This window comes from Ruegeria sp. CH8 (assembly GCF_056536985.1).
This window is the reverse complement of the sequence record NZ_JBQFQR010000017.1, coordinates 1-22439: the sequence shown is the minus strand read 5'-3', so window position 1 is coordinate 22439 and position 22439 is coordinate 1. Positions and strand designations below refer to the sequence as shown.

The following is a 22439-nucleotide window of genomic DNA, read 5'->3' as shown; positions in this document are numbered from 1 at the left end:
TTCAGAAAACGCCGCGATGGGGCATATCGAGAACGCTTTGGCTGGAGCAAACCTGGGAGAAATGAAAGGCGCTGAAATCGGGGCGGATGAAGTCAGTTTTGGGTTTGCTGCAGACGGTTTTGAGCAAGCCGAAGCGGCTGTGAGACAGGCCGTTTCGGGCACGCGCTACGCTGGTATTCGTGAGATTGTGTGGTGTGAGCTGTCCGAGGATGACTTTGAGCAGATGCCAAGCCCTTCGGGTTCTTTGGGTTTCTCATCCCGCTGATCTTTAGACGCCTACCAAGGTGGTTCAGGGATAACAGAGTCTAATAGAACTGGGTGGCTAAAACTGAAAAGCCAGACCTGTTTCAGGTCTGGCTATTACTGTTGCGAGCCTGGAGGCGAGCAACCTCAGCCGTCGTTACCTTCGATCATGTCTACCCGCGTCGCGTGACGTCCTCCTTCGAACTCGGCCCCCAGAAACGCATCGACGATGTCCAGCGCTTGACCTTTGCCTACCACACGGGCGCCGATGGAGAGCATGTTGGCGTTGTTGTGCTGACGGATCATTCGGGCTGAGAACGCGTCCGAACAGACGCCACAGCGGATACCGGGCACTTTGTTGGCCGCCATCATGATGCCCTGTCCGGTGCCGCACAGGATGATCCCCAGCTCACATTCCCCCGAGGCTACGGCCTGTGCTGCGGCTTTACCATGTTTGGGGTAATGTGTGCTTTCCGGGGTGGTCGGTCCCATATCGACCACGTCCCAGCCTTGGGCTGCGATGTGGCTGGCGACGGCTTGGCGCAGTTCAATGGCTGCGTGGTCGCTGGAAAGAACAATACGTTTTGAGGCTGTCACGGAAACGTCCTGTCTTGTTTAATTGACAAAAAAGGGCGGCTGTCGCACCGCCCGTCTCAGTCAGTCCATGTGATACATGGATTCGTAGATCGGGGTCAGGGTCTTATCCTCGAACAGAGATGACACGCTTGTGCCGTTCCAGATGTTCAGGATTGCTTGGGTAAAGATTGGCGCGGTCGGCACGATGCGGATGTTCTTCGCTTTTGCGACCTCTTTGGTGGGTTGGATCGTGTCGGTCAGCACCAGCGACTTCATCACCGAGTTCGTCACACGCTCGACCGCAGGGCCGCTCATGACGCCGTGAGTGATGTAGGAGTGCACCTCTTTCGCGCCGTTATCCAGCAGCACCTGCGCCGCTTTGCACAATGTACCGGCAGTGTCGCACATGTCGTCCACGATCAGGCAAATCTTGTCTTTGACGTCACCGATCACGGTCATCTCGGCCACTTCGCCGGCCTTTTCGCGGCGCTTGTCCACGATCGACAGGGGGGCGTTGATCCGCTTGGCCAACTCGCGCGCGCGGGCTACACCACCAACGTCTGGTGAGACCACCATGATCTCGTCCAGATTATCCTTGAACTGGTTTTTCACATCCAGCGCAAAGATCGGCGAGGCGTAAAGGTTGTCCACCGGAATATCAAAGAACCCCTGAATCTGGGCTGCATGCAGGTCCATGGTCAGAACCCGCTCAATCCCTGCGCCGGTCAGCATGTTGGCCACCAGCTTGGCGCTGATTGGCGTGCGGGCCTTGGTGCGACGGTCCTGACGAGCATAGCCGAAATAGGGGATGACGGCAGTGATGCGCTGAGCGGATGAACGGCGCAACGCGTCGGCGATGATCAGCAGCTCCATCAGGTTGTCATTGGCCGGGTTCGAGGTCGGTTGGACGATGAACATATCCTCGCCCCGGACGTTTTCGAACACTTCGACGAAGATTTCACCGTCATTGAACCGCTCGACCCGTGCATCGACCAGACCCTGATCGACCCCGCGATACAGGCTCATGCGGCGTGCAATGGATTCGGCAAGCGGAAGGTTGGCGTTCCCAGCGATTAGCTTGGGTTCGTGGAGTGTCGGCATCGGCTGAGGTCCCCGGGCAGCAATGGCAAATGTGACAGATTCGTGATGTTGACACCGCTTAGCATGGCCTTACCGTCCAGCAAAGATAACGCAGCGGAGAAAGTGAACATGGCCACCATTGACTACTATTTTGCGACAATTTCGCCATTCACATATTTGGCTGGCGCGCGGCTGGAAGAGATCGCGGCCAAGCATGACACGACGATCAACTACAAACCGCTGGATATCATGGCCCTGTTCGCGCGCACCGGGGGAACACCGCCAAAAGATCGTCATATCTCGCGCGTTGAATATCGGGCGCAGGAATTGCAGCGGCAGTCCAGAAATCTGGGGATTGCGTTCAATATGCAACCGGCGCATTGGCCGACGAACATGGCGCCGTCCTCTTATGCGGTGATCGCGGCAGTCAAGGATGGCTCGGGTGATGTGGGCAAGCTGGTTCAATCCTTCCTGCGCGCCTGCTGGGCCGAGGAGAAGGACATCGCGCAGGATGACGTGATCCGCGCGTGCCTGTCTCAGGCCGGGTTTGATCCGAACCTCGCTGACAGTGGCCTGCTGGTGGGGGCTGAAACCTATGCCGCCAATCTGGAAGAGGCGGTGGATCGTGGCGTCTTTGGCGCGCCTTTCTATGTCACCGAGGATGACCAGAGGTTCTGGGGACAGGACCGGCTGGACGATCTGGACCGGCACCTGAGCGAGATGAAAGGGTGAAAGACCAGTTGCCGGTTCATGTCAGAACCTTGGGGCAGGCGGCACGAAAGGTGCTGGCCCTGCACTGCACCATTGCGCATTCCGGTGCGTGGTCCGGTCTGGCAGCAGAGTTGGAGGGCGAGGCGACCCTGATCGCCCCCGATATGCTGTCGCATGGCCGCAGCCCGGACTGGGATGGGCAGGGGGATTTTTTCGACCTAGCAACGGGAGCGGTTGCCGCGCAGCTGACCGAGCCGATGGACGTGATTGGCCATTCCTTTGGCGGCATGATCGCGTTGCGCCTTGCGGTCGAACATCCCGACTTGATCCGCAGCGCCGTGCTGATCGAGCCTGTGTTCTTTGCCATCGCGAAGCAGGACGCGCCCGATTTGGTGGCGAAACATGACCACGAGGCGCAGCCCTATACCGATGCTCTGGCCGCCGGAGACTTGGCGCTGGCCGCCCGCCTGTTCAACAGGATGTGGAGCACCGATGACAGCCCCCGCTGGCCGGAGCTGCCCGAGCGTACACGCGCGGCGATGGTGCGGGGCGTGCACGTTGTAACCGCGGTCGAAGACGTCCTGTTTCAGGATCAGAAAGGTTTATTGAACCCCGGCGTTCTGGACCGTGCGACCATGCCGGTTCTGATCCTCAGCGGATCAAAGACGCATCCGGTGATGCCTGCGATAGGTCAGGGGTTGCAGCGACGGCTGCCCAACGCATCCTGCGCCGTGGTCGAGGGCGCAGGGCATATGGTGCCGATTTCACATCCGCAAGATACGGCGCGACTGGTGCAGCAGTTCTGGCAGGACGCCCGCGACCGTTAAAGCAGGGCGAGGAACCGGTCGATCTCCTCGGCGCTGATCGACCAGTCACAGACCAGCCGGCAAGCGAGAATCTCCGCGTCATCGACCCCATTCAGCTCAGCTCCCCACAGGTGATAAACGGCACCGGCTTCGTGCAGCTGTTTGTGCCGCGCCCGCGAGAATTGGGCGAAGATCATATTCGCCTGCGGTTCATGCAGGAACGAGGCCCCCTTGGCGCGCAACCCCTCGGTCAGTCGGGCGCAGTTGTCATTCGCCTGACGCGCCAGTTTCAGCCACAGGTCATCCTGCAGATATGCCGCCATTTGCGCCGACAGATAGCGGTGTTTGGAAAACAGATGCGCCCCACGCTTACGGCGAAGTTCGAATTCCCAGGCTTTGGACTCGTCGAAGAAGACGACCGCCTCGACACCCATCAGCCCGTTTTTGGTACCACCAAAGCTGACCGCGTCCACGCCCGCTTTCCACGTCATCTCGGCCGGAGAGCAGTTCAGCGCAACCAGCGCGTTGGTGAACCGCGCGCCGTCCAGATGAACCGGCAAGCCGTATTCCTTGGCCACACCGCACAGCGCCTGCAATTCGTCCAGCGAATAGACCGACCCTCGTTCAGTGACCTGTGTGATCGACACAGGTCCGCGTTGGGGGCCGTGCACGCCGCGCGTCTCTTCAGCCTGAATGGCCGCGCGCAAGGCTTCCGGTGTCATCTTGTCTGCGCCCGGCAACAGCGTCAGCTTGGCCCCGGTGTAGAACTCGGGTGCGTTGCATTCATCCTCGTGGATATGGGCAACGGGTGAGCAGAAAATGGTATCCCAAGGGTTTGCCAATGTCGCCAGCGCCAGCGAATTCGCCGCCGTGCCCGTGGCCACCAGATAAACCGCCGCGCCCGGAGCTTCAAAGATGCCGCGAATGCGATCGCGCACCTCGTTCATCAGCGTGTCTGCACCATAGGCCATCTGATAGCCTTCATTGGCCGCGTTCAAAGCAGCCATAACCTGCGGATGAACCGGCCCGGAATTGTCAGAGGCAAAATACATCAGCTGGGCTCCTCAATGATATAGTCTTCCCACTCTTCAAGCGGTGTTTCGAACTCGGACACCGTGCGGCCCTGAACCGACATTCCGGCGGCGTGCACGCTGTTTGGCGTACCAGATATCAACGGGTGCCAGTCGTAAAGAGGCTTGCCTTCCCACAGCAGGCGATAGGCGCAGGTTTGCGGCAGCCAATAAGCGTGGTCGTCTATGTTGTCGGGCTTCATCACTATGCATTCCGGCACGAACTGGTGGCGGATGTCGTACTGCGTGCAACGGCAGGTCTCATCATCCAGCAGGCGGCAGGCCACGCAGGTCAGGGCGACCTCGCCGGTATCTTCGTCCTCCAGCTTGTTTAGGCAGCACTTGCCGCAGCCGTCGCACAACGCCTCCCACTCACGCTGGTTCATTTTGGTCAGCGGTTTGCGTTCCCAGAACCGGGGACTCAGGCCGTTTCGATCAATGGGGTCGGTGGTCATAACGCCGCCAGAATTCCACGGGCCTTGTCGCAATCGGCATTCATCTGGTTGATCAGCCCGTCCAGCCCGTCAAATTTCATCTCAGGGCGCAAGAATTCAACCAGCCCGACCGACAGGGTCGCGCCATACAGGTCGCCCGAGAAATCGAACAGGAAGGTTTCGATATTGGGGACTTCGCCGTTGAACATAGGCCGGGTGCCTATCGAAGCTGCTCCGTGATAGCTGCCTTGATTGGGGCCGTCCAGCACATCAACCAAAACGGCGTAGACGCCGAATTTCGGTGGATGTAGCCCTTCGATTGACATGTTGGCTGTGGGAAAACCCAATTCGCGACCACGTTGCTCACCGCCGATCACTTCGCCTTCGATCCGGTGCCAGTGGCCCAGCATTTCGGCTGCATCACGCGGGCGGCCTTCGGTTAGGGCTGTGCGGATCGCAGTAGAGGAAACGATGTTTTCGGATCGCTCCATTAGTGGGGCAATGGTGACACCGAAACCCATGTCTTGCCCAAAGCGAACCATGTCATCCGCCGTGCCACTGCGGCCCTTGCCGAAACAGAAATCGGCCCCGACAACCACATTTGACAGGCCCAATCCATCGCAGATTACACCGCGCGCGAATTCTTCTGGCGTCAAACCGGACAGAGCCGCGTTGAAGGGGAGTTCATATAGCTTCCGCACGCCCAGCTTCTCCAACCGGTGTGCGCGGGCATTGCCGCGCATCAGGCGAAAGGGCGGGGTGTCGGGTGCGAAGTACTCGCGTGGGTGCGGCTCGAAGGTCAGCACTCCCAACGGGGCGTCCGGAGCGGCATTGCGCGCCAGTTCGATCACCGACTGATGGCCGATATGGACACCGTCAAAATTCCCGATCGCCACGCTGGCGCCGCGGTCCTGAGGCTCGATAAACTGAAAATCCCGGATGATGCGCATAGGCGAGTGCGTAGCGTTGCGAGTCAATTTGTTCAAGCGGCAGTTTGGTTTTGGCGAACGAGTCCGGACGAAATTGCCCAAAACTTAACAGTAGCCCGGATAACGCTGGAGGCTATCCCAAGTTTATCGTGCCGCGGATGGACAACTTCTTGATTCCAAAAAAAACCTGTGTGTAGACTGAATGCCCGATCCATAGAATTTCCTGTAAACCGGATCGAAGCCCGGCCAGGCTCGAACGAGCCCAGCACAGGAGGCAGACCCATGTATCGATTGCGACTGTTCGCGATTCGCCATGCCCGCACGTTCGAGTGGATTTACAAATGTGTCGAACGCGGCATGGTCGCGATGGACCCGCTATTTGCAAAGATCGGCTACAACCGTGTCGAACGCCCGATAGCGCTTGTCGAAAAAGGTGTGAAGACACTGCTGTTCGACTGCAAGATGTGTGGACAATGCGTGCTGTCGTCCACCGGTATGTCTTGCCCGATGAATTGCCCAAAACAGTTGCGCAATGGTCCGTGTGGGGGCGTGCGCCCCGGTGAGTTTTGCGAGGTGAAGCCTGACATGAAATGTGTTTGGGCGCTGGCTTGGGATGGAGCAAGCCGCATGCGCCATGGTGGCGACAAGATAAAAGAAGTCCTGCCGCCGGTGGAACACACGTTACGGGGGTCATCGTCCTGGTTGCGGGTCAGCCGCGAGATTGCTGCTCAGGAACGCGAGGCCCGAGACGCCGCGCGAATGACACTGGCGCAGGCGTTTCCCGAAGCGCGAGAGAATGAACCTTCAGCGGCACCTCTGGCCGCCGAGCCACCCAACGCGGTTAACCGGGAACTGAAGAAATGAGTGATGCCCATCGCAGCGAGGTCGAGCCAACCGGCTATGTTCCCGTCCCCGAAGGGTATGTGTCGCACAGCCGATTGGAGAGAGTACTACGCTCTGGCCGTTTTGCAGTGACGGCAGAGTTGAACCCGCCCGACAGTGCCGATCCCGAGGATGTTTTTCAGGCCGCTCAGCCACTTGGCGAAGTGGCCGACGCGATAAATGCAACCGATGCTTCCGGTGCCAACTGCCACATGTCTTCAATCGGAATCTGTGCGCTGCTGACGCGTGCAGGGTATTCGCCGGTCTATCAGATTTCCTGTAGGGACCGGAATCGGATTGCAATTCAGGGTGATGTATTGGGTGCCGCTGCATTGGGCGTAAGCAACGTTCTATGTCTGACTGGTGACGGTGTCGGCGTAGGGGATCAGCCGGGGGCAAAGCCGGTTTTCGACTTCGACTCCCTGACTTTGTTGCGCACAATACGCACGATGCGCGATCAGGGAACGTTTCTGTCTGGCCGTAAAATCACACGCCCCCCTCAACTGTTTTTGGGAGCGGCGGAAAATCCTTGCATACCGCCCTATGACTGGCGTCCGGATCGTTTGGCAAAGAAGGTTGAGGCCGGGGCTGAGTATATTCAGACCAACTACATTTACGACATTCCGCTGTTTGAGAAATTCATGACGCGGGTGCGGGATGCCGGTCTGAACAAGAAAGTTTTCATTATAGCGGGTGTCGGTCCCATCGCTTCGGCACGCGCGGCACGTTGGATGCGCAGCAATGTGCCCGGCATTCACATTCCGGATCAGGTCATCGATCGGATGGAAAAGGCGGAAAAGCCCGGTGCGGAGGGTAAAAAGATTTGTATCGAACTGATCCAGCAAATCCAGGATATCGCTGGGGTTTCGGGGGTTCACGTGATGGCCTACAGGCGTGAACACGTGGTGTCAGAGATCATTCTGGAATCCGGCGCACTAAAAGGACGCAAGCGAGTTCGTCGATCCTGACAACTTCACACTTTATGCGATAAGTGGGCGAGTGTCCTGAAGACAAAAAAAGGCGCCTGTTGGGCGCCTTTTTACACGGGTTGGTGGGGCGATCAGTCAAATTTGCGCGACGGCGCCAGCACCATGGCTTCGCCAATCAGTACTTTCTTACCATCGACCGAACAGTGGCAGTCCAGTTTGACGCGACGCTTGGAAAAGTCGATGTCGACCACCTTGACCTCGGCATAGACCATGTCGCCCGGGCGAACCGGGGCCAGGAATTTCAGCGATTGGCCCATATAGACCGTGCCGTGACCCGGAAGTTGTTCCCCGATCACGGCCGAGATCAGACCAGCGGTCAGCATCCCGTGTGCGATGCGGCCTTCGAAGATCGTATCGCGCGCGTAATCGTCATCCAGATGCACCGGATTCCGGTCCGTGGAGACCTGTGCGAACATCTCGATGTCTTCGTCCGTCACCACTTTGCGCAAGTAACGGGTCATACCCATTTCGATGTCTTCAATACAGATCGTGCCGCGTGGAAGATTGTCCAACATGTCGCCCTCACTTGCTTCCGCAGGGCAACAAAACAATCAAAGTTACCCCTGTTCGGCAACTTTATTACTTCGCAACTGCAGAAAATCAAGTCTTTTCTGACTATCTCAAGCGACCGATTGTATAGGTGGGATTGATATTTTCCCTTGCAATATAATCGGTTAGGGATTCGTGGTGCGGATGGTGAGACGTTTTTGTTTCAGCCGCAGCCAATCCGCCCGAAATAAACAGAGAATCAATCCCCTCTCCCATACCGCCAAGAATGTCTGTATGGGGGCCGTCTCCGATCACCAGAATGTCGCCGTCGGGGATGTCGTGGCCCAGTTCCTGCAGCCGGCGGCGGGCCAGATCGTAGATCGGCGGATGCGGCTTGCCGAAATAAAGGCTCTCTCCGCCCATCTCAGTATAAAGCTTGGCCAGTGCCCCAGCACACCATTCCCGCACCTCACCGCGGTCAACCACGATATCGGGGTTGGCACATAGCAGCTTCATGCCCTTTTGCTTGGCATAGAGGAAATCTGGGCGGTTGACCGCCGGGTCTGCCATCGGATCGAAGGGGCCGCAGCAGACGATGCCATCGGCCTCATCCAATGGGACACGTTCGATGTGAATGGGGTGGTGCAACAGTTTCAGCGGCTCAAAGAACCCGGCATCGCGTTGCCATTCCCCCATGAAATAGACCTTTTCGCCCACCGCGCCCCGAAACATCGCCGAGCGCGCCGAGTCACCGCTGGTGGCGATGGTGTCATAAGCATCCGCGGGCACGTTGAATTGTGCCAGCTGCTCAGCCACACCAGCGCGGGGTTTCGGAGAGTTCGTCACAAGCACCACAATCCCGCCTTTCGCACGATAGGCTTGAAGGGCGGCAACGGCTTCGGGGTAGGCGGTGATACCGTTGTGAACGCAGCCCCAAAGGTCGACAAAAAGCGCTTTGTAGCGGTCGGAGATTTCGGTCAGGGCGTGGATGATCTGGGTCATGAAAAGCCTCGGGGGAGTTAAAACAAGGTTGCGTCAGCTATTGCAAAGCTGGTGCAGTTTGACCATCCCGCAATATCAATCGCCGGAGAAATAGGCTCGTTTCTCTCAGTTTTCTTCGGTCACTTTCTCTACGTCCGGTGCTTGCTGGACGGTGTCTGTGCCCAATATGATCTGCGCGCCAATTCTGTTTTGAAACCGCACAACGACCAAATAGCCCGGACCCAGTTCCTTGCGTAAGACGTCAACCAGAGGTGTCTCTCGCAGGCTCTCAGGTAACAATCCTACAACCGAGGATACTTTGTAGGCCGCCTCGATCGGTAGGTCGACAATCAACCAAATATCGGCGTGTTTGCTTTTGGCGTTTACGTCGATGCGGATGATTTCGACCGAGACCGGATCGGCCCAATTGCGGATGGTTTGCGCCAGTTGCGCCTCGGTCCGTGTTTCGAGGTACCGGTTATACGTGGATTTGCCCAACTGTAGGACGACAAAAGCCAGGAAGGCTAAAGTTACCACTACGCTGGCGGTGAAGTTCAGCTTGCGCCGACCTTTGCTGAATACCACCGAGCGGGCCGCGTACACGATATAGACCGCGCAGGCGGACAAGATAATCGCGCCCAGGTTTGTGGCAAACAACAAAACGGCTTCATAGGCTTCTGCCGGCTCTCCGAAATACATCAGAACACCCGAGGCTGACAAAGGCGGCACCAGTGACACCCCAATCGCCGCGCCGGGCAGCAAGCTGGCTTCGGACCTATTGATCTGGACATATGCCCCGGCGACACCTGCAGCCAAGGCTACGATCAGATCCTCGGTTCCGGGGTCAGTCCGGGCCAGAACCTGATCAGGGATCAGGATGCCTCGCGGAACGTCGGCGACATAGACCAGAAACCAGGCCAACAGGACGCACAGTACGGCTGCACCGCAAACGATCAATGCGAGGTAGAGCGCCCGCCCCAGCCATCCCATGACCATTGCTGCCGCCACGCCGAGAATGGGGGTCATCAGCGGGGCCACCAACATTGCGGCGATTACCACTGCGCCGGAATTGCGCAGCATGCCCATAGTGGCAATAACCACCGACAGGGTCAGCAACATGGCAAAGCGGCGCCAATAGGCTGATTTATCCTGGCCTTCGAACCGCAGGATGCTGCGTGTTGTGCTGAACTTGCGCTTACTAATACGTTGGATCTGGGCCGGTACCCATTCTATTGACCAGAGTATCAATGGAAGCGTTTCACGCAAATCCTTCAGTGCAATGAAAAAAGGCGCCCTCGTGGGACGCCCTTAAAACTACTTGTTCCGAAGATCAGACCTTGAGGTTCGGAATGATCTGCTTTTTGCGGCTCATGATACCCGGCAGAACAACGGCGTCGCCGTCAACCGACGCACCAAAGCTTTTCTCGGCCACACCTTTGACCAGATCGTTCGGTACCAGCAGGGTGGCTTCTTCGTTCAGGATGTCGACGACGAACAGCAGAACCTGATCGACGTCGTCTTCCTTTGCCACGTCCACCATCGAGTCCGCCAGACTTGCCTTGCGGTCAAGCACGACGCCGGGTGCAGTGGTTTCCAGAACCGAGACGCGGAACTTGGTGCCGTCCACTTCGTATTCCTTGCTGTCCATGCGGATCAGTTCGGCGTCCGAGAAGGACGATACATCCGATTTCGCGGCGAACATGTCAGCGGCATAGGCCGATACGTCCAGACCCAGTTCAGCGGCCAGTTTCTCGGCCACGTCACGGTCATGCGCAGTGGTGGTGGGCGAGCGGAATTCCAGCGTGTCCGACAGGATGCAGGTCAGCGCCGCGCCTTTGATGGCTTCGGGCATTTTGGCCGCGTCGTCGCCCATCAGGTCAACCATGATGGTTGCGGTACAGGCCAGCGGGCGCACGGTGATGTCGATCGGGCCTTTGGTTTCCAGGCCGCCGACCAGCTTGTGGTGGTCGATGATGGCGCGGATGTCGGCGCTGTTGACGCTGGCGGGCAGCTCGGCCGGGTTGTTGGTGTCCACGATGACAACAGGCGCGTCTGCTTCGACATCGTCGATGATGCGCGGCTTGGGCAGGTCCCAGCGCTGCAGCATGAACGCGGCTTCGGTGTTGGGTTCGCCCAGCAGAACGGGCTCGGCCTGTTCACCTTTGACTTCGTTCAGGTACCACGACCAAAGGATCGGCGAGCCTGTGGAATCGGTGTCGGGGGATTTATGGCCAAATACAAGAGTTGTCATGTCAGCGTCCTGAGGATGATAAATTTGCGCGCCTTATAGGGCGGTCCGCAGGACTTGTCACCCGGCAGAGTTTACGCTGCGACGGTTGGTCTGGATTTTGCTGGTTTCAGGTCAGAACGGCCCGCGGGTCAGAGAATATCCGGCTTGTTGCAGCTGGTTCAGCAGGCCGTGTTTGCCACTCAGGTGCCCGGCTCCGGTGGCGATTACTGCGGTCTGGTCCTGAATGCTCAGGAGATGCGACATCCAATTGTTGTTCCGTTCGACAAGCAGTTTTTGCTCGAAGGCTCCCCATTCCTCGTCAAACTCTTCGGGCGACATGCCCGAGAATTCAAGCGCCATAATGCGGCCAAGTTCGAGAGCCTGTCCGTGTTTTTCATTGAAATAGGCGTTCGTCATGGTCGCCAACTGATCGTCGCCGTTTTCATAGGCATCGGCCATCCGCGCCAGCGATTGTGCCTGTTCTTCGATAGGATAGAAGTCGAACATAGCCATCAGGTCATCGATACTCTCCAGCGAATGCTGCGGTATGCCGTGTTCGTTGGCCAAGTCGGTCAGACGCGCATCCATCCCGTGACTGGCCTCCGGCTCCTGAACCAAACACGCGGGCATGGCCAACATCATTCCGACGAACCAGGGACGCATTTTTGCGCCCATCCAGCCGGGTATGCCGCGCTCGGCCAATGCAGAAGACAGGGTTGTCCAGGCCTCTTCGGGCAGCAAATCAATCAAGGTGGGACCGGACGTGATCAACACCGGGCTCGGGTCCGCGGCCAGTTTTTGTTCCCAGGCTTTCATTTCGTCCTGGGTAACCTCAAAGTAAAAAGCGTCGGCCTGGCTGAGCGTCGGTGTCAGGCGTTCGACAATCGCGTCCATGCGTGGGTCGTTCAGGTGCATGGTCCCGATCAAGTGCAATACAGTGTCACCTTTGGTGGCGATCCAATGGTTGCCTTCCGGAAACGGTAAGTCGACCAGGGCCTGATTGAGCTCTGCACGCATTTCGGGGGTAAAGTCCTCCCACAGATCATGCCCCTCACAAGCGGCCTGAACCGTCACAGGAAAGAGCAGAGAGATCAGAAGCAGGAACAGGCGCATGTGTACAATCCAGTGATGACATCTTTGCCTGAAACTTGCCCCGGTGGCTGGCGGTGTGCAAGGCGGATCAGAGGGTTGTGCGCGGCCTCTGGCATTCTGTGGCATTTTGCCTAGCATGGGACCATGGACCGCGAGCAGGATCTCTATCCCCCCATCAAGGCGCTGTTGGAGCGTCAGGGCTATACCGTCAAAGGCGAGGTCGGCGCGGCCGATATCGTCGCTGTGCGGGATGGCGATGAACCGGTGATCGTGGAGCTGAAGCTGCGGTTTTCTCTGGCGTTGTTCCATCAGGCGATCACGCGGCTGAAGGTGACTGATCAGGTTTATGTCGGGGTTTGCAAACCCAAAGGGCGCACGGCCAGGCGGGCGCTCAAGGACAATCTCGCCCTATGTCGTCGTCTGGGCCTGGGGCTGATCACAGTGCGGGCCGATGGCGCGGTCGAGGTGCAGTGTGATCCCGGTCCCTTTGCGCCGCGCAAGAACAAGGTCAAGGTTGCGCGGCTGCTGCGTGAATTCGACCGGTTGGAAGGCGACCCCAATGCCGGAGGCGCCACCCGGCACGGTATTGTCACGGCCTACCGGCAGGACGCTTTGAAATGCGCGGCGCATCTGGCTGAATGCGGCGCGGCCAAGGGGGCCGAGGTGGCAAAAGCGACCGGAGTGCCCACGGCCACCCGCCTGATGCGGGAAAACCACTATGGCTGGTTCGACAAGATTGACAAAGGTGTTTACGCGCTTTCGGACGCAGGCAGCGAAGGTCTGAAACACTGGGCCTACAGTTGGGAAAACGCCGACTGAGGTTAATTGCCAAAAAATCCATCACAGCTTGTTGACTCGGGGTTTCCGACCCCCTAGCTATTCGACGTTATCACTCACACACTCCGAGTGCTAACGCCTCACCGTCCGGTGAGGGGAGGATAAACAAACTTTGAGCCCAAGGAGCTGCAAAGATGGCATTGAAACCGCTTCATGACCGCGTGCTGGTTCGCCGTACCGAAAGCGAAGAGAAAACCGCAGGCGGCCTGATCATTCCTGACAGCGCAAAAGAAAAGCCCAGCGAAGGCGAAGTCGTTGCAACCGGCGAAGGCGCACGCAAGGACAGCGGCGAACTGATCGCAATGGCTGTAAAAGCTGGCGACAAGATCCTGTTCGGCAAATGGTCGGGCACCGAGGTTCAGGTCAACGGCGAAGAGCTGCTGATGATGAAAGAAAGCGACATCATGGGGATCATCGAGTAAGCCACGCGCTTTCTCTGATCTTCATTCCAATTTATTTTCTCAAGGAGAAACGACATGGCTGCAAAGGACGTCAAGTTCGACACCGATGCCCGTAACCGCATGCTGGCAGGTGTGAACATCCTGGCCGATGCTGTTAAAGTGACCCTGGGCCCCAAAGGCCGCAACGTGGTTCTGGACAAATCCTTCGGCGCACCGCGCATCACCAAAGACGGTGTTTCGGTTGCCAAGGAAATCGAACTGGAAGACAAGTTCGAAAACATGGGCGCGCAGATGGTGAAAGAAGTCGCCAGCCGCACCAACGACGAAGCCGGTGACGGCACCACCACCGCAACCGTTCTGGCACAGGCAATCGTTCGCGAAGGTCTGAAGCAGGTTGCTGCTGGCCTGAACCCGATGGACCTGAAGCGCGGCATCGATCTGGCAACTGCCAAGGTTGTTGAAGGCATCAAAGACGCCTCGCGCGAAGTCAAAGACTCGGCAGAAGTTGCTCAGGTTGGCACCATCTCGGCCAACGGCGAAGCCGAAATTGGTCAGCAGATCGCAGACGCGATGCAGAAAGTTGGCAACGAAGGCGTTATCACCGTCGAAGAAAACAAAGGTCTGGAAACCGAGACCGATGTTGTCGAAGGTATGCAGTTCGACCGTGGCTACCTGTCGCCTTACTTCGTCACCAACGCAGACAAGATGATCGCAGAACTCGACGACTGCATGATCCTGCTGCACGAAAAGAAACTGTCCTCGCTGCAGCCGATGGTTCCGCTGCTCGAGCAGGTGATCCAGTCGCAGAAGCCGCTGCTGATAATTGCTGAGGATGTTGAAGGCGAAGCGCTGGCGACTCTGGTTGTCAACAAACTGCGCGGCGGCCTGAAAATTGCTGCTGTCAAAGCACCGGGCTTCGGCGATCGCCGTAAAGCCATGCTGCAGGACATCGCGATCCTGACCGGCGGTCAGGTCATCAGCGAAGATCTGGGCATGAAGCTTGAGTCCGTCACCATGGACATGCTGGGCACCGCCAAGAAAATCGAAATCACCAAAGACGAAACCACCATCGTCGACGGTGCTGGCGAGAAAGCCGAGATCGAAGCACGTGTTGCTCAGATCCGCACTCAGATCGAAGAAACCTCGTCGGACTACGACCGTGAGAAGCTGCAAGAGCGCGTTGCCAAACTGGCAGGCGGTGTTGCTGTTATCCGCGTCGGCGGCATGACCGAAGTTGAAGTGAAAGAGCGTAAAGACCGTGTGGACGATGCTCTGAACGCAACGCGCGCAGCCGTTCAGGAAGGCGTTGTTGTCGGCGGTGGTGTTGCTCTGGTTCAGGCCGGTAAAGCACTGGAAGCTTTGGAAGGTGCAAACGCTGACCAGAACGCAGGCATCAACATCGTTCGTAAAGCAATCGAAGCGCCGCTGCGCCAGATCGCCGAGAACGCAGGTGTTGACGGTGCGGTTGTTGCGGGCAAAGTCCGTGAATCCGCTGACGCAGCCTTCGGCTTCAACGCGCAGACCGAAGAATATGGCGACATGTTCTCGTTCGGCGTGATCGACCCGGCCAAAGTTGTCCGTACCGCTCTGGAAGATGCGGCATCGGTTGCTGGCCTGCTGGTCACCACCGAAGCAATGGTTGCCGACAAGCCGCAGAAAGATGCACCTGCTGCAGGCGGCATGCCCGACATGGGCGGCATGGGCGGCATGATGTAAGCACGTCGAATTCGCCTCGGCGAATTCTGACGGCCCCGACAGGCGCTTGGCCGCAAGGTCAGGCTGCCGAAAGGGAAATGCCACTAAAATATGAACGGGGTCACCTTCGGGAGGCCCCGTTTTTCTGTGTTTCACGTGCCGCGCGGGAATGTGAGTGTCCAAGTCTTCGGGAAACCGCTATGCGGTTGATATGAGACTGTTCTTCCTCACCGCCCTTACCATGTGCGCCTTTGCAGCGAATTCGATCCTGAACCGTCTGGCAATCGATAGCGGCGCCAGCGATCCCGCCGAGTTCGCGGTTGTTCGTGTTCTGGCCGGGGCTGTAGTGCTGGCTGCTCTGGTCTGGACGAGGGCCGGGTACCTGCCGCTCCGCAATCGGCGCAGGATTGCGGGGGCAGGGGCACTGTCGCTCTACATGATCGGGTTCTCGCTGGCTTATCTGACATTGGATGCCGGGCTGGGGGCGTTGATCCTGTTCGGCGTGGTGCAGATAACCATGTTTGCGGTGACCTCCATGACAGGGAGCATCCCAACCGCCCGCCAGATTGCCGGTGCTGCAATTGCGCTGGCCGGGCTGACCTATGTGCTCTGGCCGTCCGGTGCGAAACAGGTTGACCTTGTAGGTGCGGTGCTGATGACGGCTGCTGGTGTCGGTTGGGCAATCTATTCGCTGGTTGGGCGGTCTGAACCGGACGCCTTGGCGGGTACAGCGGCCAATTTCATCGTCGCGCTGCCGGTCACGGCACTGGCGCTTTTGACCAACGGGGGAGACTGGCAGATGAACGCTTCGGGCTATTTGCTGGCTGCCATCTCTGGGGGTGTAACGTCGGGGATGGGTTATGCGCTCTGGTATCGCGTCCTGCCGCAGCTTGCGCCTACTACAGCGGCTGTGGTGCAGTTAAGTGTTCCAATCATTGCCATTCTCGGTGGCGTCCTCTTGCTTAGCGAAACCGCCAGCCTGCGTCTTGTTATGGGTGCAGCGTTGGTTCTGGGCGGCATCGCGCTGGCCGTCCTGCGCCTGAAACCACGCTAGGGGTTTCATCACCTGCGCTTAGGTCTTATCTGGCGGCTATGAGATACCTGCTCGCCTTGTTTCTGTTCCTCGTCCCCGCCGTGGTTCACGCGAAATGCGTGGTGTTGCTGCACGGGCTTGCGCGGACTGAGGCTTCGTTCACCGTTATGGAGCAGCTTTTTCAGGCGCATGGCTACACCGTGGTGCGACCCGGATATCCTTCAACGGATTTGCCGATCCCTGAACTGGCTAATCAGACTTTGCCGGACGCGTTCGCAGGCTGCGGGGATGATACCGTAAATGTGGTGGCGCATTCGATGGGCGGCATCCTGCTGCGGTATTGGTTGCAGGACCACCATCCGGAAAACCTGGGCCGTGTGGTCATGCTTGGCCCGCCCAATCAGGGGAGCCAGTTGGTCGACGAACTAGGCGCCTGGGAGGTGTTCGGTATGTTGCACGGACCCGCCGGGCTGGCGCTGGGGACCGGTCCCGAAGGCATTCCACGTCAATTGCCTCCGGTGGATTTCGAGCTGGGTGTGATTGCAGGTGAGAACTCGTTGAACCCGGTGTTTTCGTCACTGATCGATGGTCGGGACGACGGCAAGGTTTCGATTGAGACCACGAAAGTCGAGGGGATGAAGGACCATATCGTCCTGCCGGTGACTCACACCTTTATGATGAACAATCCCCGTGTGATGGCGCAGGCGTTGCATTTCATCGAATATGGACAGTTTGATCCCCAAATCACCTGGCTGGACGGGGTTATGAATATCATCGATGAAATCTGTATCGGGCAGGATTGCTCGGAGCCCGAGTCGGAGCTTTCTCAATGACTGCGCTAAATCTGACCCTGACCGGCGCAGAGGTGCTCCTGCCGGAGCGGGGTCTTGTGCATGAGGACCTTTCTTTCGCAGATGGCGTCGTCCAATCGGATCACGCGGGACGTCAGGTCGATTTGTCAGGGTATGTCGTTCTGCCAGGTATTATCGACCTGCATGGCGACGGGTTCGAACGCCATATCGCGCCGCGTCGTGGGGCGATGAAGCAGATGGATGAGGGTATCCTCTCGGTCGAGGCCGAGCTGGCCGCGAATGGCATCACCACCGCCGTGCTGGCCCAGTTCCACAGTTGGGAGGGTGGGGTACGTGGCCCCGAATTCGCGGGGCAGGTGTTTGATGCGATTGCCTCGGTCAAGGATCGCGTCGTGACCGACTTGATGCCTCAGCTTCGGTTTGAGACGCATATGCTGGATGACTATGCTGGTCTGCCCGAGCGGATTGCCGAATGGCAGGTGCCCTATGTAGTGTTCAACGACCACCTGCCACATGACCGTTTGGCCGAGCGGCGCAAGCCGCCACGCCTGACCGGGCAGGCGCTCAAGGCTGGGCGCAACCCGGAGAAACACTTTGAACTGTTGTTGTCCATGCATGACCGCCGGACCGAGGTGCCTGCGGCGCTGGACGCGCTGTGTGTGGATCTCGCCAAGCAGGGCGTCCGCATGGGCAGCCATGACGATGCCACCGCACAAACCCGTGCCGACTGGCGTGCACGCGGGGCACAGATCGCCGAATTCCCCGAAACGCTTGAGGCCGCCGAAGCCGCGCGTGCCTGCGGAGACTACATCATTCTGGGCTCGCCCAACGTGGTGCGTGGGGGCTCGCACAAGGGCAATGTCAGTGCGCTGGACCTGATCACGATGGGGTATTGCGACGCGCTGGCCTCAGACTATCACTACCCCAGCCCCAGACGGGCCGCGTTGATGTTGGCCAAGTCCGGGTTGGTCGATATGGCAGAAGCGTGGGCGCTGGTGTCCTCGGGGCCTGCACGTGTACTGGGACTGCAGGACCGAGGGACGCTGACCTCGGGCCAGCGCGCCGATCTGGTCATTCTGGATGCCGAAACCCACCGCGTTGCCGCCACTCTGGCAGCAGGTCGGGTCAGCTACATGGCCGGGGATATCGCCGCGCGCTTTTTGGGTTAGATCACCGCGAGATACGGTTGAAATGCCCCATCTTGCGACCGGCCTTAACCTCTAGCTTACCATAAAGATGCAGGGCCACGTCGCGTTCCTGCGCCAGTTCGGGGACGCGATCCATGTCGTCGCCGATCAGGTTCTCCATGACCACATCCGAATGCCGTTGCCCGTCACCCAACGGCCACCCGGCCACGGCGCGGATGTGCTGTTCGAACTGATCCACAGCACAGCCGTTCTGCGTCCAATGACCCGAGTTATGCACCCGAGGCGCAATCTCGTTCACGATCAGACCGGTGGGCGTGACGAATAGCTCAACACCCATAACACCCACATAGTCCAGCGCGTTCAGGATATTGGCCGCCAGCAGCACCGCATCCGTACGTTGTGCCGGACGTAGCCGTGCTGGAACTGCCGTTGTGTGCAGGATACCGTCGCGGTGCACGTTCTCGCCGGGGTCGAAACAGGCAACCTGACCGTCCAGCCCACGGGCGGCGATGATCGAAACCTCGTGGCTGAACTCCACGAACCCTTCCAGGATCGCAGGCGCGCTCGCCATATCGGCCAGAGCTGCCTCGGCGTCCTCAGGCCCACGCAACCGGGCCTGTCCTTTGCCGTCATAGCCGAACCGACGGGTCTTCAAGATGGCGGGCGTGCCAATCTGCTCAATCGCCGCGTTCAGGCTGTCCAAATCGGTGATATCGGCAAAAGGCGCGGTTTGCAGGCCTAGCCCCTGCAGAAAGCCCTTCTCGGTCAGCCGGTCCTGACTGACCCGCAATGCCTCGCGTCCCGGCCGGATCGGGCAGTGGGATTCCAGCAGATCCAGCGCCTCGGTCGGGATGTTTTCGAACTCATAGGTGATGACGTCGACGGACTCGGCAAAGGCGCGCAGGGCGTTCGCATCGTCATAGGCCGCAGTAGTCACCCGGTCGGACACCTGACCGGCGGGCGGATTGGCGGAGGGTTCAAAGATATGGGTCACAAATCCCAGACGAGCCGCGGCCACGGACAGCATCCGACCCAACTGGCCACCGCCCAGAATTCCGATCTTTGCGCCGGGTTGCAGCATGTCACTCATCGATGGGCTCCTCGGGGATCGAGGCCGACAGAGCCTCCCGCCACGCGTCTAAACGCTGCGCCAGAGCATCGTCTTGCAAGGCCAGAATCCCGGCAGCCATCAGGCCCGCATTCGCGCCTCCTGCTGAACCAATCGCCATGGTTGCAACGGGAAACCCTTTCGGCATCTGAACGATGGAATAAAGTGAATCGACACCAGAAAGTGCTCGCGTCTGAACCGGAACTCCAATCACCGGCACACGGGTTTTCGAGGCCATCATGCCCGGCAGATGCGCAGCCCCTCCGGCCCCGGCAATGATCACATGCAGACCGCGAGAAACGGCGGTCTTGCCATAGTCCCACAAACGGTCGGGTGTGCGGTGCGCCGAGACAATGCGTTTCTCATACGCAATGCCCAGTTCATCCAGAATGTTCGCGGCTTCTTTCATCGTGGGCCAGTCCGATTGGCTGCCCATGATAATCCCCACTTTCACGTCGCTCATCCGCTTTCTTTCCTGCCTTCTGAGAGAGCGCGCACTATAGCCAAATCCGACTTCGTGGCAATGCGTCAGGCGATGATGTCAGGGGTCAGGCGATCTTCGATCAGGCGTATGATGTCCTTGAGCCGCAGTTTCTGCTTTTTCAGCCGCTTGATTGTCAACTGATCGGCGGTGCCGGTGGCTTGCAGCGCCTCGATCGCCTCGTCCAGATCACGGTGCTGGCGGCGGAAAACCTCCAGTTCAACCCGCAAAACCTCGTCTGTTTTCATCGAAAGATCGGTGGGCGCGTTCATGTGCGACTCAGTGCCTTTTGTGGTGCTTAACAAACAAGATAGTGTGTCAGGCTTTATCCGGCCAGACCTTGTGGACATCCCTGCATATTCCCATATTCTATTCTACGCGGTTGCCAGAACGGGGCCGCACCACACGTCGCTTTGACAAAAAAGGACGAAAATACGTGTCGAAACTTACTCTTGGCTCATACCCGCATCTTTTGGGGTTCGAGCAGCTGGAACGCCTTCTGGAACGGTCTGCAAAGGCTGGCAACGAAGGGTACCCGCCCTATAACATCGAACAGACCTCGGATTTTTCGTACCGCATCACCTTGGCGGTTGCCGGGTTCGCGGAAGAGGATCTGTCGATCACCATCGAGGATCGCCAACTGGTGATCCGGGGCCGTCAACGCGACGACAGCGAGGGGCGTATTTTCCTGCACCGCGGCATTGCTGCGCGTCAGTTCCAGCGCATGTTCGTGCTGGCAGACGGTGTCGAGGTGGGCGAGGCGATCATGGAAAACGGTCTGCTGCACGTGGATCTGACTCGCGCCGTGCCCGAAACCGTGGTGCAAACGATCAATATAAGAAAGGGGTAAGAGCAATGAATACACCGATTGAGCTGAACGCCGAAGGCGACCGGATCGTCTATGTGAAAGCTGTCGACGTCGCTGATTTGCCTCGGGAAGTACGCGAACAGGCGGGTGATCTGGATCAGCTTTACGCCGTTCACGACTCTGATGGTCAGCAACTGGCGCTGGTCGCCGACCGCAAACTGGCCTTCAACCTCGCACGCGAGCATGATTATTCACCGGTGGCCGTGCACTAAGCCACAAGATTTCCACGTGACATCTACCGCCCCGCGGGCGAGATATGCGAACCTGTAGCGGTTCGCATATCGAAAGGGCGCAACACATGAGCTGGTTTGATTTTGACTGGGTAGACGCCTTCAGCGACCGCGCTTTTGGCGGCAACGGGTGCGCAGTGGTGCATGGTGGTGCCGTGCTTTCCGAAGATGTCTGCATGGCTTATGTGCGCGAAACTTCTCTGGTTGAGTGCACGTTTACGGGACCGTCCGATGTGGCAGATATTCGGGTGCGTTATTTCCTGGCCAGCCGCGAGATTCCCTTTGCCGGGCACCCCACAATCGCCACCGTGGCCGCGATGCGGTCGCGTGACCTGTTTCAGGGCGATGAGTTGACGCTTGAGACCGGGGCCGGGGTCGTATCGATCCGCCTGAACGGCGATGAGATCGAGATGACGCAGGTTGCGCCGCAATTTGGTGCGATGGTGCCTGCTGACCTAGTTGCCGCTGCCATCAGCCTGCCGGAAGAGGCTATCATTTCTCCGCCGCAATTTGTCTCTACCGGACTACCCTTCTGCGTCACCATTCTGCGCGATCATGGGGCCTTGCGCGCCGCAAAGCTGGACGTCAGCGTGCTGCCAAAAATAACTGAGAAGGCCGGGTTTTCGGGATCAGATATGGCCGAACCTTTCCTTGTGACACTCAAAGGTGCGACCGATACGGGCGACACGTTCTCACGCCTGTTGATGGCGCCGCCCAGTCCCCCCGAGGACCCGTTTACCGGATCGGCCACCGGTGCAATGGCGGCCTATCTGTGGAAACACGGGTTGATGCCAAAAGACACCTTCATCGCCGAGCAGGGCCACGATATGGGGAGGCCGGGTCAGGCCACTGTCACCCGCGTTGGTCCGGCGGATGCGATGACCGGAATCAAGGTCGCGGGCTGCGGCAAGGTGCTCATGCGCGGTCAGGTCGATCTGCCTGAAGCCGGGTGATGATCCGGCCCTAAATACGCCCGAACCGAACGGCCCGCAGGACAGTCGGTGATTTGGAAGCCATTTTGTATTTGGTTATGCGGCTGCAGAGCATTCCGATTTCGGTTTTCTGCATCATTACGTTGCCACGGTTCCCATTCGGGAGGGACGCAACGCTGAGAACCCCACATCCTGTTCGTTGTTCGCCTTGGATGAGTTCAGCTTTGAAAAAAGAAAAAGCCCCCGCGATGCAAGGGCTTTAGCATGTTTATGGCGCCAGTTTACGACGCTGCAATCAGGCCCATGCTTTCGAGTTTCAGCAGGACCTGATGGGCACAGTTGTCGACGTCGACATTCTCGGTCTCGACGCTCAGTTCAGGGT

The 22439-nt window shown here is 58.5% G+C and carries 27 protein-coding genes; 14 read left to right on the top strand and 13 right to left on the bottom strand.

Annotation, left to right across the window (positions count from 1 at the left end; all coding sequences use genetic code 11):
* Window positions 1-61 precede the first annotated feature (61 nt).
* Entirely contained in the window at window positions 62-265 is a 204-nt protein-coding gene (locus ACR0ER_RS18370) for a hypothetical protein (protein WP_480770190.1), read from the top strand.
* Between the two features lie 125 nt (window positions 266-390).
* On the opposite strand, the gene rpiB is transcribed toward ACR0ER_RS18370, so the two are convergent.
* Together rpiB and ACR0ER_RS18360 are read right to left on the bottom strand one after the other, a co-directional pair.
* Window positions 391-840: a ribose 5-phosphate isomerase B gene (gene rpiB / locus ACR0ER_RS18365; RefSeq protein ID WP_480770189.1), complete on the bottom strand. Its 450-nt coding sequence runs from the start codon at window positions 838-840 to the stop codon at window positions 391-393.
* Between the two features lie 60 nt (window positions 841-900).
* Window positions 901-1920 carry a ribose-phosphate pyrophosphokinase gene (locus ACR0ER_RS18360; protein WP_475211022.1) on the bottom strand — a complete coding sequence of 340 codons (1020 nt, stop codon included), beginning with the start codon at window positions 1918-1920 and terminating at the stop codon, window positions 901-903.
* A 108-nt stretch (window positions 1921-2028) separates the two neighbouring features.
* On the opposite strand from ACR0ER_RS18360, the gene ACR0ER_RS18355 reads away from it, so the two are divergent.
* Window positions 2029-2631, top strand: a complete 603-nt coding sequence (locus ACR0ER_RS18355) for a DsbA family protein (protein ID WP_480770188.1) — start codon at window positions 2029-2031, stop codon at window positions 2629-2631.
* Window positions 2628-3437 (top strand): alpha/beta fold hydrolase, encoded by an 810-nt coding sequence (locus ACR0ER_RS18350; protein ID WP_480770187.1) that lies wholly within the window; start codon window positions 2628-2630, stop codon window positions 3435-3437. Before ACR0ER_RS18355 ends, ACR0ER_RS18350 begins: the two co-directional genes overlap by 4 nt.
* On the opposite strand, the gene ACR0ER_RS18345 is transcribed toward ACR0ER_RS18350, so the two are convergent.
* From ACR0ER_RS18345 to ACR0ER_RS18335, 3 genes are read right to left on the bottom strand one after another with little or no spacing between them, the layout of a single operon-like run.
* Window positions 3434-4468, bottom strand: coding sequence for a threonine aldolase family protein (locus ACR0ER_RS18345; protein WP_480770186.1), 1035 nt, complete (start codon window positions 4466-4468; stop codon window positions 3434-3436). The genes ACR0ER_RS18350 and ACR0ER_RS18345 overlap by 4 nt on opposite strands.
* Window positions 4468-4941 carry a YcgN family cysteine cluster protein gene (locus tag ACR0ER_RS18340; RefSeq protein ID WP_170332030.1) on the bottom strand — a complete coding sequence of 158 codons (474 nt, stop codon included), beginning with the start codon at window positions 4939-4941 and terminating at the stop codon, window positions 4468-4470. The genes ACR0ER_RS18345 and ACR0ER_RS18340 overlap by 1 nt, the downstream gene beginning before the upstream one ends.
* Complete coding sequence (locus tag ACR0ER_RS18335; RefSeq protein ID WP_480770185.1) at window positions 4938-5870, bottom strand: bifunctional riboflavin kinase/FAD synthetase; 933 nt, start codon at window positions 5868-5870, stop codon at window positions 4938-4940. Before ACR0ER_RS18335 ends, ACR0ER_RS18340 begins: the two co-directional genes overlap by 4 nt.
* A gap of 261 nt (window positions 5871-6131) precedes the next feature.
* Here ACR0ER_RS18335 and ACR0ER_RS18330 point away from each other — a divergent pair, with 261 nt between their 5' ends.
* Complete coding sequence (locus ACR0ER_RS18330) at window positions 6132-6713, top strand: methylenetetrahydrofolate reductase C-terminal domain-containing protein (RefSeq protein ID WP_480770184.1); 582 nt, start codon at window positions 6132-6134, stop codon at window positions 6711-6713.
* Window positions 6710-7699, top strand: a complete 990-nt coding sequence (locus tag ACR0ER_RS18325; protein ID WP_480770183.1) for a methylenetetrahydrofolate reductase — start codon at window positions 6710-6712, stop codon at window positions 7697-7699. The genes ACR0ER_RS18330 and ACR0ER_RS18325 overlap by 4 nt, the downstream gene beginning before the upstream one ends.
* A 92-nt stretch (window positions 7700-7791) precedes the next feature.
* Here the strand turns inward: ACR0ER_RS18325 and ACR0ER_RS18320 are convergent, their stop codons facing one another.
* From ACR0ER_RS18320 to ACR0ER_RS18300, 5 genes are all read right to left on the bottom strand, one after another.
* Window positions 7792-8235 (bottom strand): MaoC family dehydratase, encoded by a 444-nt coding sequence (locus tag ACR0ER_RS18320; protein ID WP_170332023.1) that lies wholly within the window; start codon window positions 8233-8235, stop codon window positions 7792-7794.
* A gap of 100 nt (window positions 8236-8335) precedes the next feature.
* A complete protein-coding gene (locus ACR0ER_RS18315) occupies window positions 8336-9211 on the bottom strand; it encodes an HAD family hydrolase (protein WP_480770182.1) in 876 nt (291 codons plus the stop codon).
* A gap of 105 nt (window positions 9212-9316) precedes the next feature.
* Window positions 9317-10438: a DUF389 domain-containing protein gene (locus ACR0ER_RS18310; protein ID WP_480770181.1), complete on the bottom strand. Its 1122-nt coding sequence runs from the start codon at window positions 10436-10438 to the stop codon at window positions 9317-9319.
* An 82-nt stretch (window positions 10439-10520) separates the two neighbouring features.
* Window positions 10521-11441 (bottom strand): manganese-dependent inorganic pyrophosphatase, encoded by a 921-nt coding sequence (locus ACR0ER_RS18305; RefSeq protein ID WP_480770180.1) that lies wholly within the window; start codon window positions 11439-11441, stop codon window positions 10521-10523.
* A gap of 111 nt (window positions 11442-11552) precedes the next feature.
* Window positions 11553-12533, bottom strand: a complete 981-nt coding sequence (locus tag ACR0ER_RS18300) for a TraB/GumN family protein (RefSeq protein WP_480770179.1) — start codon at window positions 12531-12533, stop codon at window positions 11553-11555.
* A 123-nt stretch (window positions 12534-12656) separates the two neighbouring features.
* Here ACR0ER_RS18300 and ACR0ER_RS18295 point away from each other — a divergent pair, with 123 nt between their 5' ends.
* From ACR0ER_RS18295 to ACR0ER_RS18270, 6 genes are all read left to right on the top strand, one after another.
* A complete protein-coding gene (locus ACR0ER_RS18295) occupies window positions 12657-13331 on the top strand; it encodes a DUF2161 domain-containing phosphodiesterase (RefSeq protein ID WP_480770178.1) in 675 nt (224 codons plus the stop codon).
* 152 nt (window positions 13332-13483) lie between these two features.
* Window positions 13484-13771, top strand: a complete 288-nt coding sequence (groES, locus tag ACR0ER_RS18290; RefSeq protein ID WP_039523824.1) for a co-chaperone GroES — start codon at window positions 13484-13486, stop codon at window positions 13769-13771.
* Window positions 13772-13825: 54 nt separating this feature from the next.
* Window positions 13826-15466: a chaperonin GroEL gene (gene groL, locus ACR0ER_RS18285; protein WP_480770177.1), complete on the top strand. Its 1641-nt coding sequence runs from the start codon at window positions 13826-13828 to the stop codon at window positions 15464-15466.
* A gap of 190 nt (window positions 15467-15656) precedes the next feature.
* Window positions 15657-16499: a DMT family transporter gene (locus ACR0ER_RS18280; protein WP_480770240.1), complete on the top strand. Its 843-nt coding sequence runs from the start codon at window positions 15657-15659 to the stop codon at window positions 16497-16499.
* Window positions 16500-16537: 38 nt separating this feature from the next.
* The gene (locus tag ACR0ER_RS18275; protein ID WP_480770176.1) at window positions 16538-17311 is read left to right on the top strand and encodes an alpha/beta fold hydrolase; all 774 of its coding nucleotides are present in this window, start codon (window positions 16538-16540) and stop codon (window positions 17309-17311) included.
* Complete coding sequence (locus ACR0ER_RS18270) at window positions 17308-18459, top strand: alpha-D-ribose 1-methylphosphonate 5-triphosphate diphosphatase (protein WP_480770175.1); 1152 nt, start codon at window positions 17308-17310, stop codon at window positions 18457-18459. Before ACR0ER_RS18275 ends, ACR0ER_RS18270 begins: the two co-directional genes overlap by 4 nt.
* 1 nt (window position 18460) lies before the next feature.
* Here the strand turns inward: ACR0ER_RS18270 and ACR0ER_RS18265 are convergent, their stop codons facing one another.
* From ACR0ER_RS18265 to ACR0ER_RS18255, 3 genes are all read right to left on the bottom strand, one after another.
* A complete protein-coding gene (locus tag ACR0ER_RS18265; RefSeq protein ID WP_480770174.1) occupies window positions 18461-19528 on the bottom strand; it encodes a 5-(carboxyamino)imidazole ribonucleotide synthase in 1068 nt (355 codons plus the stop codon).
* Entirely contained in the window at window positions 19521-20009 is a 489-nt protein-coding gene (gene purE, locus ACR0ER_RS18260) for a 5-(carboxyamino)imidazole ribonucleotide mutase (protein WP_480770173.1), read from the bottom strand. Before purE ends, ACR0ER_RS18265 begins: the two co-directional genes overlap by 8 nt.
* A gap of 65 nt (window positions 20010-20074) precedes the next feature.
* Window positions 20075-20299, bottom strand: coding sequence for a YdcH family protein (locus ACR0ER_RS18255; RefSeq protein ID WP_170325931.1), 225 nt, complete (start codon window positions 20297-20299; stop codon window positions 20075-20077).
* A 164-nt stretch (window positions 20300-20463) separates the two neighbouring features.
* On the opposite strand from ACR0ER_RS18255, the gene ACR0ER_RS18250 reads away from it, so the two are divergent.
* From ACR0ER_RS18250 to ACR0ER_RS18240, 3 genes are all read left to right on the top strand, one after another.
* Entirely contained in the window at window positions 20464-20877 is a 414-nt protein-coding gene (locus tag ACR0ER_RS18250; protein WP_058275530.1) for an Hsp20 family protein, read from the top strand.
* A gap of 5 nt (window positions 20878-20882) precedes the next feature.
* Window positions 20883-21107, top strand: a complete 225-nt coding sequence (locus ACR0ER_RS18245; protein WP_170332000.1) for a DUF1150 family protein — start codon at window positions 20883-20885, stop codon at window positions 21105-21107.
* A gap of 86 nt (window positions 21108-21193) precedes the next feature.
* Window positions 21194-22078 (top strand): PhzF family phenazine biosynthesis protein, encoded by an 885-nt coding sequence (locus ACR0ER_RS18240; RefSeq protein ID WP_480770172.1) that lies wholly within the window; start codon window positions 21194-21196, stop codon window positions 22076-22078.
* Window positions 22079-22439: the final 361 nt, after the last annotated feature.

Coding starts and splice junctions, on each gene's coding strand:
- ACR0ER_RS18265 (WP_480770174.1), bottom strand. CDS start 19,528: ATGAGTGACATGCTGCAACCCGGCGCAAAGATCGGAATTCTGGGCGGT.
- ACR0ER_RS18360 (WP_475211022.1), bottom strand. CDS start 1,920: ATGCCGACACTCCACGAACCCAAGCTAATCGCTGGGAACGCCAACCTT.
- groL (WP_480770177.1), top strand. CDS start 13,826: ATGGCTGCAAAGGACGTCAAGTTCGACACCGATGCCCGTAACCGCATG.
- ACR0ER_RS18270 (WP_480770175.1), top strand. CDS start 17,308: ATGACTGCGCTAAATCTGACCCTGACCGGCGCAGAGGTGCTCCTGCCG.
- ACR0ER_RS18355 (WP_480770188.1), top strand. CDS start 2,029: ATGGCCACCATTGACTACTATTTTGCGACAATTTCGCCATTCACATAT.
- ACR0ER_RS18280 (WP_480770240.1), top strand. CDS start 15,657: ATGAGACTGTTCTTCCTCACCGCCCTTACCATGTGCGCCTTTGCAGCG.
- ACR0ER_RS18330 (WP_480770184.1), top strand. CDS start 6,132: ATGTATCGATTGCGACTGTTCGCGATTCGCCATGCCCGCACGTTCGAG.
- groES (WP_039523824.1), top strand. CDS start 13,484: ATGGCATTGAAACCGCTTCATGACCGCGTGCTGGTTCGCCGTACCGAA.
- ACR0ER_RS18325 (WP_480770183.1), top strand. CDS start 6,710: ATGAGTGATGCCCATCGCAGCGAGGTCGAGCCAACCGGCTATGTTCCC.
- ACR0ER_RS18305 (WP_480770180.1), bottom strand. CDS start 11,441: ATGACAACTCTTGTATTTGGCCATAAATCCCCCGACACCGATTCCACA.
- ACR0ER_RS18370 (WP_480770190.1), top strand. CDS start 62: ATGAAAGGCGCTGAAATCGGGGCGGATGAAGTCAGTTTTGGGTTTGCT.
- ACR0ER_RS18275 (WP_480770176.1), top strand. CDS start 16,538: ATGAGATACCTGCTCGCCTTGTTTCTGTTCCTCGTCCCCGCCGTGGTT.
- ACR0ER_RS18315 (WP_480770182.1), bottom strand. CDS start 9,211: ATGACCCAGATCATCCACGCCCTGACCGAAATCTCCGACCGCTACAAA.
- ACR0ER_RS18255 (WP_170325931.1), bottom strand. CDS start 20,299: ATGAACGCGCCCACCGATCTTTCGATGAAAACAGACGAGGTTTTGCGG.
- ACR0ER_RS18245 (WP_170332000.1), top strand. CDS start 20,883: ATGAATACACCGATTGAGCTGAACGCCGAAGGCGACCGGATCGTCTAT.
- ACR0ER_RS18300 (WP_480770179.1), bottom strand. CDS start 12,533: ATGCGCCTGTTCCTGCTTCTGATCTCTCTGCTCTTTCCTGTGACGGTT.
- ACR0ER_RS18240 (WP_480770172.1), top strand. CDS start 21,194: ATGAGCTGGTTTGATTTTGACTGGGTAGACGCCTTCAGCGACCGCGCT.
- ACR0ER_RS18320 (WP_170332023.1), bottom strand. CDS start 8,235: ATGTTGGACAATCTTCCACGCGGCACGATCTGTATTGAAGACATCGAA.
- ACR0ER_RS18295 (WP_480770178.1), top strand. CDS start 12,657: ATGGACCGCGAGCAGGATCTCTATCCCCCCATCAAGGCGCTGTTGGAG.
- ACR0ER_RS18335 (WP_480770185.1), bottom strand. CDS start 5,870: ATGCGCATCATCCGGGATTTTCAGTTTATCGAGCCTCAGGACCGCGGC.
- purE (WP_480770173.1), bottom strand. CDS start 20,009: ATGAGCGACGTGAAAGTGGGGATTATCATGGGCAGCCAATCGGACTGG.
- ACR0ER_RS18340 (WP_170332030.1), bottom strand. CDS start 4,941: ATGACCACCGACCCCATTGATCGAAACGGCCTGAGTCCCCGGTTCTGG.
- ACR0ER_RS18345 (WP_480770186.1), bottom strand. CDS start 4,468: ATGTATTTTGCCTCTGACAATTCCGGGCCGGTTCATCCGCAGGTTATG.